Raw genomic sequence first — 16,570 nt, forward strand, 5'->3', positions numbered from 1 at the left:
TACGTCCAGAACGACCGCAGGACCGTGCCCTGCGACTTACGGCGCCCATCGGGCACCCTTCAAGGAGAATGCGATGCACCAGGCGGCAGAGCGCCGGCGGAGCGCCGCCGGGCTGGAGCTTCGGAGCGATTTCCCGGCCCGGAAGACCCTGGATTTCGGGCTGGAGATCAAGGAGGTGGCGCCCGATGGCTCCTTCTCCGGCTATGGCAGCGTCTTTAACCACCTCGACACCTATTCCGACCGGGTGGAGCCGGGAGCCTTCCGCTCCACGCTGGCCGAGCACCGCGCCGCCGGCACCATGCCTGCGCTGCTCTGGCAGCACGACCAGCGGCAGCCGATCGGTGTCTACACGGACATGCGTGAGGATGAACGCGGCCTGTGGGTGGAGGGCCGGCTGGCCCTGAAGACGCGCCAGGGCGCCGAGGCCCACGAGCTGCTGCAGATGAAGGCGCTCTCCGGCCTGTCGATCGGCTTCGTCACGGTGCGCTCCGAGCGCGACGAGAAGAGCGGCATCCGCACCGTGAAGCAGGCGGACCTCTGGGAGGTCAGTCTTGTCACCTTCCCGGCCAATGGAGCGGCGCGGGTGGCGCAGGTGCGCGCCGCCGACCGCATTCGCCAACCCAAGGAATTCGAGGCCTTCCTTCGTGACGAAGGCGGGTTCTCCCACAGCCGCGCGCGCGCCATCGCGAGCGTTGGCTTCAAGGCTGCCATGGATCTTCGCGATGAAGAGGCGGGCGGCGTGTCGGAGCTGATGGACAGCCTGCGGGCGCTCCAGGGCTCTTTTTCGACCACCTGAACACCCCGCCCCAAGGAGGGCAGCATGACCCGAACCGACCTCATGGGCGGCACCGCCCTGCACGGCCGCGCGCCCACGCTGGAGCGCCGCGACGGCGGCGGCACCGCCAGCTTCGAGGAAGTCCGCCGCCTGATCGAGGGCGTCAACCGCGGCTTCGAGGAGTTCAAGGCGACGAACGATCGTCGCCTGAAGGAGATCGAGAGCCGCGGCAACGCCGACCCGGTCACCAGCGACAAGCTGGGCAAGCTGGATGAGCAGCTGAACAAGCTGTCGAACGAGCTGCTCGAGCTCGGCAAGAAGGCGAACCGCATCGGTGGGCCGGGCGGCGGCGATCACAAGCCCGGCGACGGTCCCGAGCATCGCGAGCACCGCGCGGCCTTCGACACCTGGGCGCGCCGCGGCGAGGGCAATGAGCGCGAGATCAACGGCCTCGCCCAGAAGGCCATGTCGACGCTGGTGCCGGCCGATGGCGGCTACCTGGTCCCGGAGATCGTCGACCGCAACATCCTGAACCTGCTGCGCGACGAGAATCCGATGCGGCAGCTGGCCAACCAGATCACGGTCTCCTCGCCCGATTACAAGCGGCTGGTGAATCTGCATGGCGCCGGTACCGGCTGGGTCGGCGAGACCGATGCCCGCCCCGCCACGAACACGCCGCAACTGGCCGAGATCGGCGCCTTCATGGGCGAAATCTATGCCAACCCGCAGGTGACCCAGACCCTGCTGGATGATTCGGTGGTGGATCTGGAGGCCTGGCTGGCAGGCGAGCTGGCGCAGGAATTCGGGCTGGCCGAGGGGCAGGCCTTCATCTCCGGCGATGGCGTGAAGAAGCCGAAGGGCTTCCTCGCCTATCCGACCGCTGCGACGAAAGACGGCACCCGGCCGCTGGGCACCTTCCAGCACATCGTCACCGGCGCCGCGGCGGCCTTCCCGGCCTCCAACCCGAGCGACCTGCTGGTCAGCCTGATCTACATGCTGAAGTCGGGCTATCGCACCAATGCGCGCTGGTACCTGAACAGCGCCGTGCTGGCGACCGTCCGCACCTGGAAGGATGGCCAGGGCAACTACCTCTGGCAGCCGAATGCGGCGGCGGGGCAGCCGGGCACGCTGCTGGGCTTCCCGATCGCCGACATGGAGCAGATGCCGGACGTGGCCGCGGGTTCCTATCCCATCGCCTTCGGTGACATGCGCCGGGCCTACACGATCGTGGATCGGATCGGCACCCGCACCCTGCGCGACCCCTACACCAACAAGCCCTATGTCGGCTTCTACACGACCAAGCGCGTCGGCGGCATGGCCGTGGACACTCAGGCGCTGAAGTTCATCAAGGTCGCCGCGTCCTGAAGCCAGGCGCCGGCCTCGCGCCGGCGCCTCCCCCCGCCAAAGCAATGGAGGGCCAAATGGCCAAGCAGAACGAGACCCCGGACAAGCCGGTGGATCAGAATGCGACGGCGTCGCCGTCGAGCACTGAGACCCTGAACCCGGCCGGCACGGCGCCGAAGGATCCGGACCAGGCCACCGTCGCCGCTGCTCATGCCAAGCATGAGGAGCAGAAGGCCCTGGCCGAGCGGGTCGAGGCGGCGAAGTGGGACGGCGTCCGCGCCGGCCTGACCCCGACCGAAGCCCTGGCCAAGGCCCAACGCGAGGTGAAGGCTGAAGGCGCGGCGCCCGAGAACAAGGGCGCCTGAACGTGCGCCGCTGGCTCCTGGGCGCCGTCGCGGCTGTCTTCTGTGTCGGTGCGGGCATGGCGCTGGCCCAGGGCGGATTCACGCCCTGGGCGCAGCCAGATGGAAGCGTTCTCACCGGGTCGGTGCTGAATTGCGTCACCACTGGCCGCACCGCCGTGCCGTGCGGCACGAACAGCACTCCGCTGCGCGTGTCGCCGGCCTCTGGCGCTGCGGCTCAACCGGTCAGCGGCAGCGTTGCCGTGACCAATCTTCCGGCCACCCAGCCTGTGAGCGGTACGGTTTCGGTCTCCAACCTGCCGGTGACGCAGCCGGTCAGTGGCTCCGTCTCTGTGTCCAACCTGCCGGCCACTCAGCAAGTCGGCGGCACAGTCTCGGTGGGCAACTTCCCCGCCGCCGCGGCGCCGCTCCCGAACCGCGGCGTGGCCACGGCCTGCACTGGGGCCGGCAGCATCGGCACGACCTCGACGGCAGTCTGCGCTGCGGGCACTGGGCGGCTCTACCTCGCACTCCAGAACCAGAGCGACACGGCGGTGATCTACTGCAACCTGATGGGCGGGGCCGCGACCGCCGGCCCGCCCTCGCGCAAGCTCATGCCGAACGCCAGCCTTGTGCAAGGCCACAGCGGCGGCGGCTTCGTGACCACCGCGGCCATCAATTGCATCGCCACGGCAGCGGCGACCCCGCTCTCGGCGGAGGTGGTACAGTGATCCGCGCCGTGGTCGCCCTCGCGCTACTGGCCGCCCCGGCCGCGGCGCAAGAGATCACCCAAAGCGGCATGGTGGCCGGCCAGCCGATGGCCCATGGCACGACTGTGCTGCCCTACACTGCGGCCACGCTGGCGGTTGGCAAGGTCACCGCGACGATGGCGGTCCCCGGCGTGCAGGTCGGCGATATGGTCTTCGTCACCCCGGAATCGACGGCGGGGATCTCGGTGGGAACGGTGCTCAATCCGATCGCCGAGGTTCCGGCCAACGGCCAGGTGCGGCTGACCTGGACCACGCCGGGATTGGTCGCCGTCAACCTCGGCACCGTCAACCTGCGCTTCCGCTGGATGAGGTTCGCCAACTGATGCTGACCGTGATCACCCCTGCCGAGCGCACGCGCCTGACTACGGTGAAGACGGCACAGGCTCATCTGCAGATCGACGGCGATCCCGATGAATTCTATCTGGGCGAGCTCATCGATGCCGCCTCGGCCATTGTGGTTGGGTGGTGCTGCAGAAGCTTCGCCCGCGAGACGGTGCGGCAGACCTTCCGCGGCACGCTGGGCGATTGTCTGGTCCTGGAGCGGCTGCCGGTGGCCACGGACGTTACCGTGTCTGTCGACGGCCGAGCGATCGAGGCAGAAGCCTTCGAGATTGAGCCTGGCACGGGGCTGCTCTACGCGCTGTCCGGCTTCCGGCGCTGCGCCTGGCAAGGCTCCTTTGCCTCGGTCACCTACACCGGCGGCTACTTCCTCCCTGGCGCCCAGAACCGCAACCTTCCGCGCGATGTGGAGCAGGCTTGCCTGGTCACCATCGGCGCCCTGCACGCTGCCCGTGGCCGCGACCCGCTGCTGCGCTCCGAGAGCACCGAGGATGTGGGTTCGGCATCCTGGCTGGACCCGCGCGCGGGCATGGAGGCCCTTCCTCCCCAGGCTGCAGGGATGCTGGCTCCTTATAGGGCCTGGCGAGCCGGATGAGCCATCGCCTGGCCACCCGCCGCCGCCAGATCCGAGCCAGGGGCCGCACCATGCTGCTGGCGCGCCCCGACGGGCCCGCCGTGTCCCTGGTCGGCTACCTGCATGCCTATGGCGCCGACGAGATGACCGGCGGCGTCCAGCAGGGCGACGGCCAGGTGGAGACGCTGAACGATGAGATCGCCGCAGCCGAATGGCCGGCCCCGCCGTCGCGCCCCGATCGCATCACCATCGGCGGTCAGCGCTGGACGGTGCAGGGCGCCTGGCCCGTCTATGACGGCGAGCTGCTGATCGGCTGGAAGATCTGGGTCAGGGGGAACGGATGAGCGACATCGTCTTCGAAGCGGTCGAAGCGCTTGTCGACGCCGAGTGGACCGGCACGCCCGTGGCCAAGCCCAACCGAGCCTTCGCCAAGCCGCAAGGGCCATGGATCCGCTTCGAGGTCACCGGCGACATCTTCCAGCAGCAGAGCATCGGCGCCGGCGCCGTGGCGCGCGAGAATCTCTGGCGCGAGACCGGCAGCGTGCTGGTGCACCTCTTCGTGCCGGCCGGTGACGACACCAAGCCTGGCCGGCGGCTCCTGCGCCAGTTCGTCGACCTGCTGGTCGGGCAGGAACTCGGCGCCATCGAATTCACCGACGCCTCGTTCGGAATGGGTCACGCGCCCGAGGATGACGGCAACTGGTGGATCCTGCCGGCTTCGATCGGCTGGACCCGCGACGAATAGGACCCTGCACATGGACAGCCTGATCATCGTGCGCCCCTTCCGCGGGCGCTTTCGGCGTTTCGAGCCCGGCACCGCGAAGGAGCCGAACGCCATCACCGTCGAGGAAGTCGGCAGCGAGGCCGCCGCCGCGCAGCTGCTGAAGGCCGGCTACCTCGCCGAGCCCTCGAAGCCCGCCGAGAAGCGCGCCGCCACGGCCGCCGCGGTCGCCGCCGAGCCGGCCGCCACCCCCAGCACCTGAGGTAGCCCAGCCATGGACACCAGCCGCCTGCGCCTGACCGGCGTCCGCGCCAATGCCGATGGGTCCGCGCCGGCCAGCCCGCGCATGCGGCGCGCCCGGATCACCGGCGAGAACCTGCGGCTTGAGCCGCAGTATGAGGTCTCCGATGAAATCCGGGACGACCGGATGGAGGCCGATCCCGCGCTCTCCGACCTGGCGAATGACGGGACGCTCAACTTCGAGGTGCATTATCCGCCCGATCGCTCGCTGATGAGCGAGTGGCTGCAGTCCGCCTTCTACAACGCGTGGTCGCTGACGCCGCAGCACTACAACGACGGCGTCGAGGATGCCGTCATCACCTCCGTCGCCTCCTCCACCGGCACGGTGACGGTGATCGACGAGAGCGCCGCCGGTGGTTTCGCCGGCACCGCATACAAGGCTGGGCACCTGGTGCTGTTCTCCGGCTTCGACACGACGCCGGCGAACAACGGCATGCGGAAGGTGCTGAGTTCCACGGCCACCTCCGTGGTCTACGGGCCCGATGCCGGCATGTCGCTGGACAACACCCCCGACGCCGAGGCCCGGATGAAGGTCGTGGGCTTCGAGGGCGCAGCGGGCGACATCACCGCGACCAGCACCGGTCTGGGCAGCACCACGCTCGACTTCACCACCCTCGGCCTGGCGGTCGGGCAGTGGATCAAGATCGGCGGCACCGGCTCGGCCTTCCGCTTCACCCCCGAACCGCTGAACGGCTGGGCGCGGATCATCGCCATCTCGGCGAACGCCCTGACCCTGGACAACCTGCCGCCTGGCTGGGCGCCCAGCAGCGGCACGGGCAAGACGATCCGGGTCTGGTTCGGCGACTACATCCGCAACGGAACCACGCAGTTCGCGACGGTGATCGAGCGCGGATTCATGGGGCAGAACCCGCCCAGCTACATCGTCAACCCGGGCATGGTGGTTGGGCAGCTGCAGCTGACGATCGCCGCGCGCCAGAAGCTGACCGGACAGCTGACCTTCCAGGGCATGGATGGCGGCCGGTCCAGCCTGGTCAGCCTCGACGACACCCCCGACCCGGCGCCTGCGGTCGAAACGCACCCGATCATGACCGCCTCGGCGAATTGCGGGCGGATCTTCGAATCCGGCGCGGTGCTGACCCGGCCCAATTTCGTGCGCAGCCTCGGCATCACGCTGAACAACAACACCCGTACGGTGGATGAGGTCGGCACGCTGGGCTCGCCGGATGTGGGTGAGGGCTCGGCCACGGTCGGCGCGACGCTGGAGACCTATTTCGGCGATGGCGCGCTCTACGCCAAGGCGATGGCCGGCACCCCCACGGCCATTTCCGCCCGCGCCATGAAGGCGAACAAGGCCATGGTCTGGACTATGCCACGCCTGACGCTCCGGGGCTTCCCGACCAGCCCGGGGCGGAACCAGGACAGCCTGCTGTCGCTCACCGGAATGGCGAGCCGCGACAGCCTGACCAACTGCCATCTGCAGATGGATCGCCTCGAATACGTCGAGGCCTGACAGCTCCGGCCGCGCAGCCGGAGACGCCGCGCGGCGAGAGGCGGTGGATGCGTCGGGCGTCCACCGCCTTGCCCCCGACAGCCCGACAACCCGACAGGAGAAGATGATGGCCAAGCTGGACAGCCTGCGCGTCAACGCGCGCGCCATGCGCGAGGGCGAGTGGATCGATCTGCCGGAGGGCTTCGACGGCCTGCGGCTGCTGGTGCGCGCCCAGGGCCGCGCCTATCTCGACGGCCGCGCCAAGCTGATGAAGGAGGCGGCCGAGCCCTATGGCGGCAAGGAGGAGCTGATCCCGGAGGAAGTCCTCGACGAGGTCTCCGCCCGCGCCGCCGGCCAGCATCTGCTGATCGATGTCGAGAACCTCCACGGGGCGCACGGCCCGGTGACGGTCGAGCAGTACCGTGACCTCATGATCGAGCCCGATCGGCTGCCGCTGGTGACCGCGGTCTTCATCGCCTCCGGCCAAGTCGGCCGCAAGCTCGACATTGACCAGAAGGTCGCGGAGGGAAACTCCGGGACGTCCTCCGCTGGCGGCTAGACCAGACGGAGGAGACCGCTTCCTGGCTCGCTGATGCCGCGGAGGAGGAGGGCTTCGGGGAGCTGGCCAGCACGGCGCACGCCAAGGTCGCCAGTGGCCCGAAGCTCCTGCCCTGGCTCGCCTGGGTCATGGCCTGCTGGGAGCGGCTGAACCCTGACCGCCACTGGCGGCCGCAGGGAATGGATGTGGCGGCTCCGGGTCGCATCCCCTGGACCGTGGTGCGGGACTGGTGCCAGCACCATGAGTACGGGCCCGACCGGATGGACTTCCTGGACCGGTGCCTGATGGCCATGGACACGGTCTTCATCGAGCATTGGCAGGCGGAGCAGGCGGAAGCCCGCCGGCAGCGCGAGGCGGAAAGGTCGACACCATGAGCGGCACCCGCTTCGAGCGCGACATCAGCCTTTGGCTCGATCGTAACCTGTCAGATCGGGCGCTCTCGAAGCGCCTGGCCGCCTACGCCCGCCGCCGGCTGGATGAGACCATTGCCAGCGGGCAGGGGTCGCGGGCGTACAAGCGCTATGTCGACGGCGTGCTGGGCGCCAGCGAGGACCAGGTCCGGCCGGATGGCCGGATCGTCTACGAGTTCACCTACCTGGCCGACGCCACGGTCTTCGCGCTGGGCTACCTGATGCAGCGCTCGCCGGTAAAGAGCGGCCGCTTCCGCAGCAGCTTCTACCTGGGCATCTCGCGCGGCCAGGGCGGTCGGGCGCAGCGGGAGGTCACCGGCGGCCGCTTCATCCCGGCCGCCACCTTCAACCCGCAGACCATGAGCGCGGATGCCTTCGAGGTGGTGATCGGCAACACCCAGCCTTACAGCCGCAAGGTGGACGTGCAGCTGGTGGGGCTGCGGCGCCTGCGCTTCGAGGTGCCGGCGGGCATGTTTGAGGATGCCGCACGGGCCGTGAATGGCCAGTTCGGCAACAGCGTCCGCGCCCGCCGGGTCTACACCATGCGCTTCCCGGGCCAGTACCGGCTGCAGCAGCCGCAGTACCGCAAGGATGCCCCGCACCGCATCAAGCGGGGCGTGGGCGATTTCGTCGAGAGCCCGGCTCTCATCATCTCGATCCTGTAGGGGCACCCATGGCGCAGCTCGATCAGCTCGGCGTGTCGGCCCGCTTCGAGAATGGCATGTCGGCCGGCGCGAAAGCCGCGGCGGCCGATATGGAGCGGCTGGCGAAGGCTGGCGCTGACGTGGATGGTGCGCTGGCGAAGACCAGCGAGCGGGTTACCCGTGTGGGCGCCACGGCGGAGCAGCTGGCGCGGAAGTTCCTGGAGGCCGAGCGGGCGACGGCGCGCCTCGCTGCGGCCAACCGCGCGACCGCCGGCGCCATGCGCGACAACGATGCGCTGCTGCAGGCCGGCAGGATCAGCCTCGAGCGCCACGCCGAGATCCAGGCCGGCATTCTGGCGCGCCAGGCGGCCGACCAGGAGAAGTACAACCGGAGCATTGCCACCGCGGCAGCCAGCTCAGCCGCCGGCATGGCCGCGCAGGCGGCCGAGATGGAGCGCCTCCGGACCCGGTACGATCCGCTCTACGTCGCTGCGCAGCGTTACGAAAGCGCCCTGCAGGATATTGCGCGTGCGGAACAGGCAGGTATCCTGAGCACGCGCACGGCCGCCCAAGCCCGTGCCGATGCTACCGCGCAGATGCATGGCTTCGCGAACGCTGCGGCCCAGGCCACGCGGGAACAGCAGAACGCCGCAGCGGCACAGGCCGAGTTCAATCGCGTGCTGCAGGTGGGCGGATCCGGGTCCGATCACGCATCCCGCGCTGCTGATGTCGCCGCCTACGGCAACGAGCTGGATCGGCTGCGCGCCAAGTACAATCCGCTTTTCGCGGTCAGCAAGCAGTACGAGGCCACGCTGGAAGAAATCGCCCATGCCGAGAGGGTGGGCGCCATCTCGACGCGCGAGGCGGCGGCGGCTCGCGAGCGCGCCACAGCTTCCTTCGCGGCGGCCACGGCGCCGGTACAGCGCCAGACGCAGCAGGCGGAGGCCACGGTGCGGAGCCTGCGGCTCCAGGCGCATGAGGCCACGAACCTTAGCTACCAGATCCAGGACGTTTTCGTTCAGCTGGCTGGCGGCCAAAACCCGTTCCTGATCATGGCCCAGCAGGGCCCGCAGGCGACCGGCGCCGTCGGCGGTGTGCGGCGCGGCCTCGAGCTGCTGTCCGCCGCCATCACCCCGGTGCGTGCCGCGACGATTGCCCTCACCGCCGCGGCCGCAGCCACGGCGCTCGCCTACAATGCCCAGGAAGGCTCTCTGGTCCGAGTGCAGACCCGCATGCGGGCGACGACGACCGATTACGTTGCCATGGGCCGGGTGATGGAGGCCCAAGCCCGCCGCGCCGCCGCCACGGTGCCGGGCCTGAGCACCGCCAGCGCGCGCAACGCCATGGTCAGCTTCGCCGGCGCCGCGCCGCGCAACAGCGGCTTCGATTTCGCCGACATCACCCGCCAGGCGGCCGACTTCGCCCGCGTGATGGGCACCGATGTGGATGCGGCGGTGGGGCGCTTCACCGAGGGCATGCGGGACCCGGTCGGCCTGGTCGACAGCCTGGCCAAGCAGGGCTTCCCGGGGATGACCGAATCCTTGCGCCTGACGGCTCTGCGCCTGGCCGAGGGCGGTCAGCGCGGCGACGCCTTCACGCTGGTGCTCGGCCGGATCGCCGCGGCGACCTCCGGCGCGGCGCGCACCGGCATGTCCCCGCTGGAATCCGGCCTGGATCGGCTGAGCAAGCGCTTCCGCGACATGTGGGGCGTGGTGGCGGAAGGCCTGGCCGGCGCCGGTGCCGATTTCCTCGACTGGCTGGAGCGCAGTAACGGACGGGTGGAGAACGGTGGGATCTTCGACCCGTCCCTGGGCAACTCGACCGGGCTGAGCCGCATGCTCTTCGGCCACCCGGCGCAGCGCACCGATCCCGCGGCGGTGCCGGCCAACATGCAGCCGGTCATTGCCCAAGCCGCCGGGCAGGCGGGGGTTGATGCTGCGCTGCTGGCCCGCGTGATGACGCTTGGCGAGCGCAGCCGGCAGAATGCGGACGGGACCTGGCCGACCAGCCCTAAGGGCGCCGAGGGCCCTCTGCAGGTCATGCCGGGCACCTTTGCGGAGATGGCGCGCCGCTACAACATCAGCGGCGGGATCAACGACCCTCAGGCCAATGCCACCGCCGGCGCCTACTACCTGCGGGAGATGCTCAACGCCTTCAACGGCGACGTGAAACTCGCCCTGGCCGCCTACAACGCCGGCCCCGGCCGCGTGAACGAGGTGCTTGCCGGCCGCGCGGAGCTGCCTCGGGAGACCGTGGGATACGTCCGCAGGGCAGCGGCTGGCTATTCGGGCACCGGCCTCGGGCCCACTGCGCCGCGGCCGGGCATCGCCTTCCCGACCGGCCTCGATATGTCCGGCGCCGATGCCGGCCGCTCGATCCAGGACGCTGTCCTGGCGCCGGCGGCGTTGGAGCGTCTGCTGCGCCAGGCGCGTGGTGCGGAGCCTCTGCCCGGGCAGAGTGGCACACTGGCCAACCGCCGCGCCGGGCTGATCACGACCATCGGGCAGGCCCAGGACGCCCGCCTGCTGGGCGCGACGGCCGAGGAACAGGAGACGCTGACGGCGGCGGTGCAGCGCTGGCGCGCCGAGCTGGAGGCGGCGAAGACCCCGCACGAGGCCATGCTGCAGCGCCTGCAGCAGCAGAATGCGTCCGCGCAGGAGACCAACCCGACGCTGCGCGCGATGGCTGATGCCATGGCCGAGTATGACCAGGCCATCCGCGCCGCGGGCCAGACGCCGGACCCGGCCGAGCGCCAACGCTACATGGGCGAGGTGCTGCGCGGCCTGCGCGGGCCGGTCAGCCAGGCCATCGCCGACACCCGGCAGCAGGTCGAGGCCGAACAGGCCCTGGCGAATGCCACGATGGAAGGCGCCGCCGCGGTCAGCCGCGCGGAAAACCTGAACCGCGCCCTGGATCTGGCCCGGCGCAGCGGCTACGCGACGGCCACGGCGGAAAGCGACATCGTGAAGGCCCTGGCCAGGGGCTATGACGACCTCACCGCCGCGCAGCAGCGCCGCGTGTCGGCGCAGAGCCTGCAAGGCCAGAACAACCAGATCGAGTACCTGACCGCCGAGCGAGGCCTGCGGGGGCTCAGCAGCCGCGAGCGTGCGCTGGAGCAGGCGGCGCTCCGGCAGCGCCTGGCGATCCAGAACCGTGGCGGCGATCCCGACAGCGGCCGCTCCGAGCTGGAGATCCTGAACGCCAGGACGATTGCCGGCATGGAGTACGATGCCGGTCGCGTGGGGGACGCCTTCGAGAGCGCCTTCGGCAAGGCCACATCGCAGGTGGAAGACTTCCTGGTCACGGGCGGCAAGGCGAGCGATCTGCTGAAGGCCATGGAGCAGGATCTGGCGCGCCTGGCCTACCGCGCCCTGCTGATGAACCCGCTGGAGAAGGCGGCCTCCGGGGTGCTCGGCCAGGCAGGCAACTGGCTGACCAGCCTCTTCGGGCCGACCACGATCACGGGGGTGAACCCCGCCGCCGGCACCTATGGGGCCAGCCCCAATGAGATGGCCCTGGGGGGCATCATGACGTCTGCCGGCGCCGCGCCACTGCAGCGCTACGCCGAGGGCGGCGTGGCCTACTCGCCGCAGATCGCCCTCTTCGGGGAGGCCAGGAAGCCGGAGGCCTATGTGCCGCTGAACGATGGACGCTCCATCCCGGTCACCGTCCAGGGCGGCACCGGTGGGGGGTTGTCGATCTCCCAGACATTCCGGATCGACGCCCGGGGCGCCGATGCTGGAGCGGCAATCCGCATGGAAGCCGTCGCGCGGCGGGTGGCGCGGGAACAGCAGAACCAGTTGATTGCCCAGGTTGGGCGAGGGGGTGCGATGGCCAAGGCCATGGGGCGGCGATAGTGGCGATCCTCCAGTTCCCCACCGGGATCGCGCGCCCGGCGGGCCTCTCCTGGCTGCCGCGGGCCAACACCCAAAGCCATACCAGCCCGCTCGATGGCACCACCCAGACGCTGCAAATGCCGGGCATGCGGTGGGTGGTGACCCTCACCTGGGAGGACCTCAAGCCCGAGCACTGGCGGATCCTGGGCGCCTTCATCGCCCAGCTCGGCGGCCAGGCCGGCCGTTTCACCTATGGTCCATGGCATGCGCCCCGCACCGCGCCGGGCGTCGGCGCGCCCGTGGTCGATGGTGCCGGCCAGGCAGGCGACCTGCTGGTCACCCGCGGCTGGCCGAACTTCACACGGGTCTTCAACACCGGGGACTGGCTGTCCTACCCCGACGCGCAAGGCAGGCCGATGCTGCACCAGGTGGTCGCCAACAGCAGCAGCAACGGCACCGGGCAAGCTGCGACCCGCTTGGCGCCGCCGCTGCGCCGGCCAGGCGCGGACGGCGCGGCCGTCGAGGTGGTCAACCCGGTCGGGGTTTTCATGCTCGCCTCGGACGATGATGGCGAGATCAGATTCCGGAAGCCGGTGCGCGCCTCGACCAGCCTGCAGCTGGTCGAGGCGCTGGTTTAGAGCGGGATTGGCGTGCTGGCCCCGTTCGGGCAGCGGACTGACAGGGTGTAGGTGGTCGTCTTCCGCTGGACCAAGCCCTGGGGCAGGCCCGTGATCGTGGCACGCTCTGCAATGACCGCAGGCTGGCCGCACTGTTCGGCCAGAATGGACCGGACGAAGGCGTGCCGCTGGTCTCGGTCGTTGAGGTCGTAGCCGATATCGAAGCCGGCAAACATATTTACAATCAAAAGCTTGGGGTCGGACGGGTCAGGCATCACGCGGACCCGCCCGCTGCCCAGCTCCATGCCCGACGACATGCCGCCGGTGGGCCCGCATGCGGCCATCGCAAGGCACATCAACAGCGCAGCTCTTCGCACGGCACCCTCCCTGTCAGGGCGCCAACGCTAGCCTTTACCCTGGAGTGGCTCAATGGCCCGAGGAATGACCGCGGCAGCCCGCGCAGCGTCGCAGGGCGAGGTCGTGTCCCGATGTGTGGCGGCCTACCTGGATTTCCCCAGCGCGCCGGTTCGGGTGAATGGCAGCCCCGCCACCATCTTCATCGGCGGGCATGAGTACCTCGGCGTCGGGGCGCTCGGCTCCATCTCCATGGCGGAGGAGGGGGTTGAGCTGCAGGCCTACGGCATGACCTTGCAGCTCTCCGCGATTCCGCGTGACGCGGCCATTGCCAGCCTCGCGGAGGCCTATCAGGGACGGGAGGCGATTGTCTGGGAGGTGCTTTTCGATGCCGCCTGGAAGGTGATTGCGGACCCCATCACGATCTTCCGGGGCCGTATGGACCAGATGAACTTGGCCCTGGGTTCTACGGGTAAGGTCGAGGTGAAGCTGGAAAGCCGGCTGCGTGACTGGGAGCGGCCGCGCCTGCGCCGCTACACCAGCGAGGATCAGCGCCGGGAGCACCCCGCCGATCTGGGTTTCGAGTTCGTCTCGAAGACTACCGAGAAAGAGCTGATCTGGCCGGCGAAGAGCTTCCGCGCATGACCCGCCCCATGCCGACCCGGCCGAGGGTGCAGGACTGGCCGGAGCGCCTGGCGGAGCTGATCGAGGCGCGGCGCGAGATGCCCTTCACCTGGGGGCTGCACGACTGCTGCACCTTCGCGGCCGACGCAGCGGTAGCCCTGACCGGCTCCGATCCCATGGCGCAGTTCCGGGGCCGCTACAGCGACGAGGAAGGCGCGGCCGCCATGGTTGGGCAAGGCGGGCTGGAGGAGAAGGTGGCGGCCGAGCTGGCCGCCTGGGGCGCCCGGGAGATCCGGCCCGCCTTCGCGCAGCGGGGGGATTGGGCCTTGGTCATGGTCGGCAACGACCTGATGAGCGGCGTCGTCATCGGGGCCGAGGTCGCGGTGCCCGGGCCGGATGGCCTCCGCTTCGTGTCTCTGCAAGCAGCGCGCCGCTGCTGGGGAATTTGAGATGCCAGCAGCTATCATTGCGGTCGGCGCTGCGGCTGCGGGCTGGGGTGCTGCGGCTGGCATCCTGGGGGCCGCCGCGGCCGGCACGTTCAGCTTCATGGCCATCGCAACGGTAGTCGGCACCGCAGTGTCCTACGGCCTCTCCGCCGTGTTCGCGGTGAATGGCGAAAAGCGGACCAACAACAGCCAGGACCGCAAGCAGATCATCCGCTCCAGCGTCGAGCCGCGGCAAATCGTCTACGGTCGGGCGCGGGTCTCCGGGCCCATGATCTACGCCTCCAGCTCCGGGCCGGATCTGCGCTACCTGCACCTGGTGATCCCGCTGGCGGGTCATGAGGTCGACCGGATCGGCACGGTCTGGATCAACGATGTCGCCGTGAACGATGGGGATCTGGACGGCGACGGCAACGTGGTGGCCAATGGGCACCAGCTGAACGGGAAGTGCCGCGTCCGGAAATACAGGGGCGACCAGACATCGGCGGATCCCAACTTGGTGGCCGAGAGCACTGATGGATGGTCGTCCAGCCATGTGCTTCGGGGGGTCGCCTACCTCTACCTCCGCCTCGAATACAGCCAGGACGCCTACCCATCAGGCCTGACCGGCATCTCGGCCGAGGTCTTCGGTCGTAAGGTCTATGACCCCCGGACAGGCGCCACGGCCTACAGCACCAACTGGGCGCTTTGCGTGCTCGACTACCTCAAGGCCGATTTCGGCCTGGCCTGCAAGCCGGACGAGGTCGACGAGGGCTCTTTCGCGATCGCGGCCAATGTCAGTGACGAGCTGGTGCAGCTGAATGCGGAGGCCACCGAGTGGCAGTCCCGCTACACGATGGACGGCGCCATCAAGCTCGATGAGACGCCGATGGACATCATCGAGAAGATGATGACGGCCGGCGGCGGTGCGCTGGTCTATGTCCAGGGGCGCTACCAGCTGCACGCCGGAGCCTATGTGGCGCCGACCGACGTGCTGACCGTGTCCGATGTGGCGGGCGATATGGAGATCGTCACCAAGCCCAGCCGCAGCGCCCTGTTCAATTCCGTGAAGGGCACCTTCATCGATCCCGGCCAGTCCTGGCAGTCCAGCGAGTTCCCTGCATTCGAGGCGAGCTTCTACATCGGCCAGGACGGGGAGAAGATCTGGAAGGAGGTCGAATTCCCCTTCACGATCGACGGCACCCGCTGCCAGCGCCTGGCGAAGCAGCTGGTGCTGACCGAGCGTGAAAGCCTGACCATCAGCGTGCCGGTGAAGTACCGCGGCCTGCGCTTCAGCGTCATGCAGAACGTCGCGGTGCAGATGCCGGACCTGGGGTGGAACAACAAGCCGTTCCGCGTGAAGGACTGGACCTTCGATCCGGTGACGGGTGGCGTCAGCCTTGTCCTGCAGGAGGACGGCGCCGGCAGCTATGGCTGGCTCTATGACGATGCGGCCAGCATCCCGCCATCGCCCGACACCGACCTGATCAACCCGCTGAACATCCCGGCGCCGACCAATCTGCAGCTGCAGCCCACCACGGGGATGAATGCCGACGGTGCGGCGGTGCCGGCGCTGCTGGTGACCTGGACGCCCGCGCAGCATGCCTTCGTCACCTCGCACGAGGTGCAGTGGCGGGTGGCGCCGAATGGCCCGTGGAGCAGCGCCGAGGTGCCAGCGCCGACCGCGCGCTATTCCATCATGCCGGTGGTGGTGGGGCAGGCCCTGGATGTGCGGGTGAGGGCGATCGGCGGCATCGTCCGCGGTCCATGGACCGGCATCGCCACGGGAGCAGGCGAGCGTGACACAACGCCGCCAGGGCCGCCTGGTGGTGCGTCCGTCACGGCAGCCATCCAGCAGTTCGTCATCCGCTGGATCAACCCCCCGGACAGCGACCTGGCGAAGGTTGAGGTCTACGAGTCCACCAACGACAGCTTCGGTGACGCCTACAAGCAGGGCGAGAGTACCTCTGACTTCTTCGTCCGGAACGTCGCCGCAGGCTCGACCCGCTGGTTCTGGTTGAGAGCGTTGGATCGCAGTGGGAATGCCTCGCCGGTTGTCTATGCAGGCACGGGAACAGCCCGAGCGACCCAGACGGCCGATATTCAGCCGGGCGCGGTGAGTGGGCTGGACTTTGCCGAATGGGACGGCCCCGGCGTGCGGGATATCACCTTCGGTGATGGCACCTTCCCGCTGCTGACCGTGGTCACCATCAGGGTCTCCGCATCAGGCGACCCCACCAGTGACGGCGGCGAGAACCCGCAGATCACGTACCCCAAGGTGCAGGTCACCTTGCGGCTGGACGGTACGATCGTGGCGGAGGGCGTGATGCCGGCAAGCGGGTCGATCGTGCTGCCTTGGGGCGCGCCTGCGGTTCCGCCCGGGACGCACACACTGAACATCGCGGTCAGCACGATCGGCGGCGCCGTCGTGCACAAGGTCTTCGCACAGATCCAAACCGCCAAGCGGTAACCCCTAGACAATCTGGAGTA

19 protein-coding genes are annotated in these 16,570 nt (G+C 69.2%); 18 read left to right on the top strand and 1 reads right to left on the bottom strand.

The annotated features are described in order from the left end of the window. Nucleotides 1-73: 73 nt before the first annotated feature. The 15 genes from QE401_RS20140 to QE401_RS20210 all read left to right on the top strand — a co-directional run bounded on the left by QE401_RS20140 (nt 74) and on the right by QE401_RS20210 (nt 12,701). Complete coding sequence (locus QE401_RS20140) at nt 74-796, top strand: HK97 family phage prohead protease (RefSeq protein ID WP_307139878.1); 723 nt, start codon at nt 74-76, stop codon at nt 794-796. Between the two features lie 24 nt (nt 797-820). Beyond that, nucleotides 821-2,140 carry a phage major capsid protein gene (locus tag QE401_RS20145; RefSeq protein WP_307139879.1) on the top strand — a complete coding sequence of 440 codons (1,320 nt, stop codon included), beginning with the start codon at nt 821-823 and terminating at the stop codon, nt 2,138-2,140. Nucleotides 2,141-2,196: 56 nt separating this feature from the next. Continuing rightward, nucleotides 2,197-2,484: a hypothetical protein gene (locus tag QE401_RS20150; RefSeq protein ID WP_307139880.1), complete on the top strand. Its 288-nt coding sequence runs from the start codon at nt 2,197-2,199 to the stop codon at nt 2,482-2,484. A gap of 56 nt (nt 2,485-2,540) precedes the next feature. Continuing rightward, on the top strand, nt 2,541-3,191 hold the full coding sequence (locus QE401_RS20155; protein WP_307139881.1) for a hypothetical protein: 651 nt from the start codon (nt 2,541-2,543) through the stop codon (nt 3,189-3,191). Further along, a complete protein-coding gene (locus QE401_RS20160) occupies nt 3,188-3,553 on the top strand; it encodes a hypothetical protein (protein WP_307139883.1) in 366 nt (121 codons plus the stop codon). The genes QE401_RS20155 and QE401_RS20160 overlap by 4 nt, the downstream gene beginning before the upstream one ends. Continuing rightward, nucleotides 3,553-4,164 (top strand): head-tail connector protein, encoded by a 612-nt coding sequence (locus QE401_RS20165; protein WP_307139884.1) that lies wholly within the window; start codon nt 3,553-3,555, stop codon nt 4,162-4,164. The genes QE401_RS20160 and QE401_RS20165 overlap by 1 nt, the downstream gene beginning before the upstream one ends. Beyond that, nucleotides 4,161-4,487, top strand: a complete 327-nt coding sequence (locus tag QE401_RS20170) for a hypothetical protein (protein WP_307139885.1) — start codon at nt 4,161-4,163, stop codon at nt 4,485-4,487. Before QE401_RS20165 ends, QE401_RS20170 begins: the two co-directional genes overlap by 4 nt. Beyond that, nucleotides 4,484-4,888 (top strand): phage tail terminator-like protein, encoded by a 405-nt coding sequence (locus tag QE401_RS20175; RefSeq protein ID WP_307139886.1) that lies wholly within the window; start codon nt 4,484-4,486, stop codon nt 4,886-4,888. The genes QE401_RS20170 and QE401_RS20175 overlap by 4 nt, the downstream gene beginning before the upstream one ends. Nucleotides 4,889-4,898: 10 nt before the next feature. Next, nucleotides 4,899-5,126 (top strand): hypothetical protein, encoded by a 228-nt coding sequence (locus QE401_RS20180; protein WP_307139887.1) that lies wholly within the window; start codon nt 4,899-4,901, stop codon nt 5,124-5,126. Nucleotides 5,127-5,138: 12 nt separating this feature from the next. After that, nucleotides 5,139-6,635, top strand: a complete 1,497-nt coding sequence (locus tag QE401_RS20185) for a phage tail tube protein (RefSeq protein WP_307139888.1) — start codon at nt 5,139-5,141, stop codon at nt 6,633-6,635. Nucleotides 6,636-6,741: 106 nt separating this feature from the next. After that, nucleotides 6,742-7,173, top strand: coding sequence for a hypothetical protein (locus QE401_RS20190; RefSeq protein ID WP_307139889.1), 432 nt, complete (start codon nt 6,742-6,744; stop codon nt 7,171-7,173). Nucleotides 7,174-7,358: 185 nt separating this feature from the next. Then, entirely contained in the window at nt 7,359-7,547 is a 189-nt protein-coding gene (locus tag QE401_RS20195; protein ID WP_307139890.1) for a hypothetical protein, read from the top strand. Then, nucleotides 7,544-8,248 (top strand): hypothetical protein, encoded by a 705-nt coding sequence (locus QE401_RS20200; RefSeq protein ID WP_307139891.1) that lies wholly within the window; start codon nt 7,544-7,546, stop codon nt 8,246-8,248. Before QE401_RS20195 ends, QE401_RS20200 begins: the two co-directional genes overlap by 4 nt. An 8-nt stretch (nt 8,249-8,256) precedes the next feature. Then, nucleotides 8,257-12,084: a phage tail length tape measure family protein gene (locus tag QE401_RS20205; RefSeq protein WP_307139892.1), complete on the top strand. Its 3,828-nt coding sequence runs from the start codon at nt 8,257-8,259 to the stop codon at nt 12,082-12,084. Further along, nucleotides 12,084-12,701 carry a hypothetical protein gene (locus QE401_RS20210; RefSeq protein ID WP_307139893.1) on the top strand — a complete coding sequence of 206 codons (618 nt, stop codon included), beginning with the start codon at nt 12,084-12,086 and terminating at the stop codon, nt 12,699-12,701. Before QE401_RS20205 ends, QE401_RS20210 begins: the two co-directional genes overlap by 1 nt. On the opposite strand, the gene QE401_RS20215 is transcribed toward QE401_RS20210, so the two are convergent. Continuing rightward, entirely contained in the window at nt 12,698-13,036 is a 339-nt protein-coding gene (locus tag QE401_RS20215) for a hypothetical protein (RefSeq protein ID WP_307139894.1), read from the bottom strand. The two genes, QE401_RS20210 and QE401_RS20215, sit on opposite strands and share 4 nt — an antisense overlap. A gap of 136 nt (nt 13,037-13,172) precedes the next feature. Between QE401_RS20215 and QE401_RS20220 the strand changes: the two genes are divergently transcribed. Genes QE401_RS20220 through QE401_RS20230 form a run of 3 tightly spaced genes read left to right on the top strand, consistent with a single transcriptional unit; the run spans nt 13,173 to nt 16,550 of the window. Continuing rightward, the gene (locus QE401_RS20220) at nt 13,173-13,679 is read left to right on the top strand and encodes a hypothetical protein (RefSeq protein ID WP_307139895.1); all 507 of its coding nucleotides are present in this window, start codon (nt 13,173-13,175) and stop codon (nt 13,677-13,679) included. Next, nucleotides 13,676-14,107 carry a DUF6950 family protein gene (locus tag QE401_RS20225; RefSeq protein ID WP_307139896.1) on the top strand — a complete coding sequence of 144 codons (432 nt, stop codon included), beginning with the start codon at nt 13,676-13,678 and terminating at the stop codon, nt 14,105-14,107. The genes QE401_RS20220 and QE401_RS20225 overlap by 4 nt, the downstream gene beginning before the upstream one ends. Nucleotide 14,108: 1 nt before the next feature. Further along, nucleotides 14,109-16,550 (top strand): phage tail protein, encoded by a 2,442-nt coding sequence (locus QE401_RS20230; RefSeq protein WP_307139897.1) that lies wholly within the window; start codon nt 14,109-14,111, stop codon nt 16,548-16,550. Nucleotides 16,551-16,570: the final 20 nt, after the last annotated feature.

Origin of the sequence: Pseudoroseomonas cervicalis (genome assembly GCF_030818485.1) — a bacterium.
GTDB classification, from domain to species: domain Bacteria; phylum Pseudomonadota; class Alphaproteobacteria; order Acetobacterales; family Acetobacteraceae; genus Pseudoroseomonas; species Pseudoroseomonas cervicalis_A.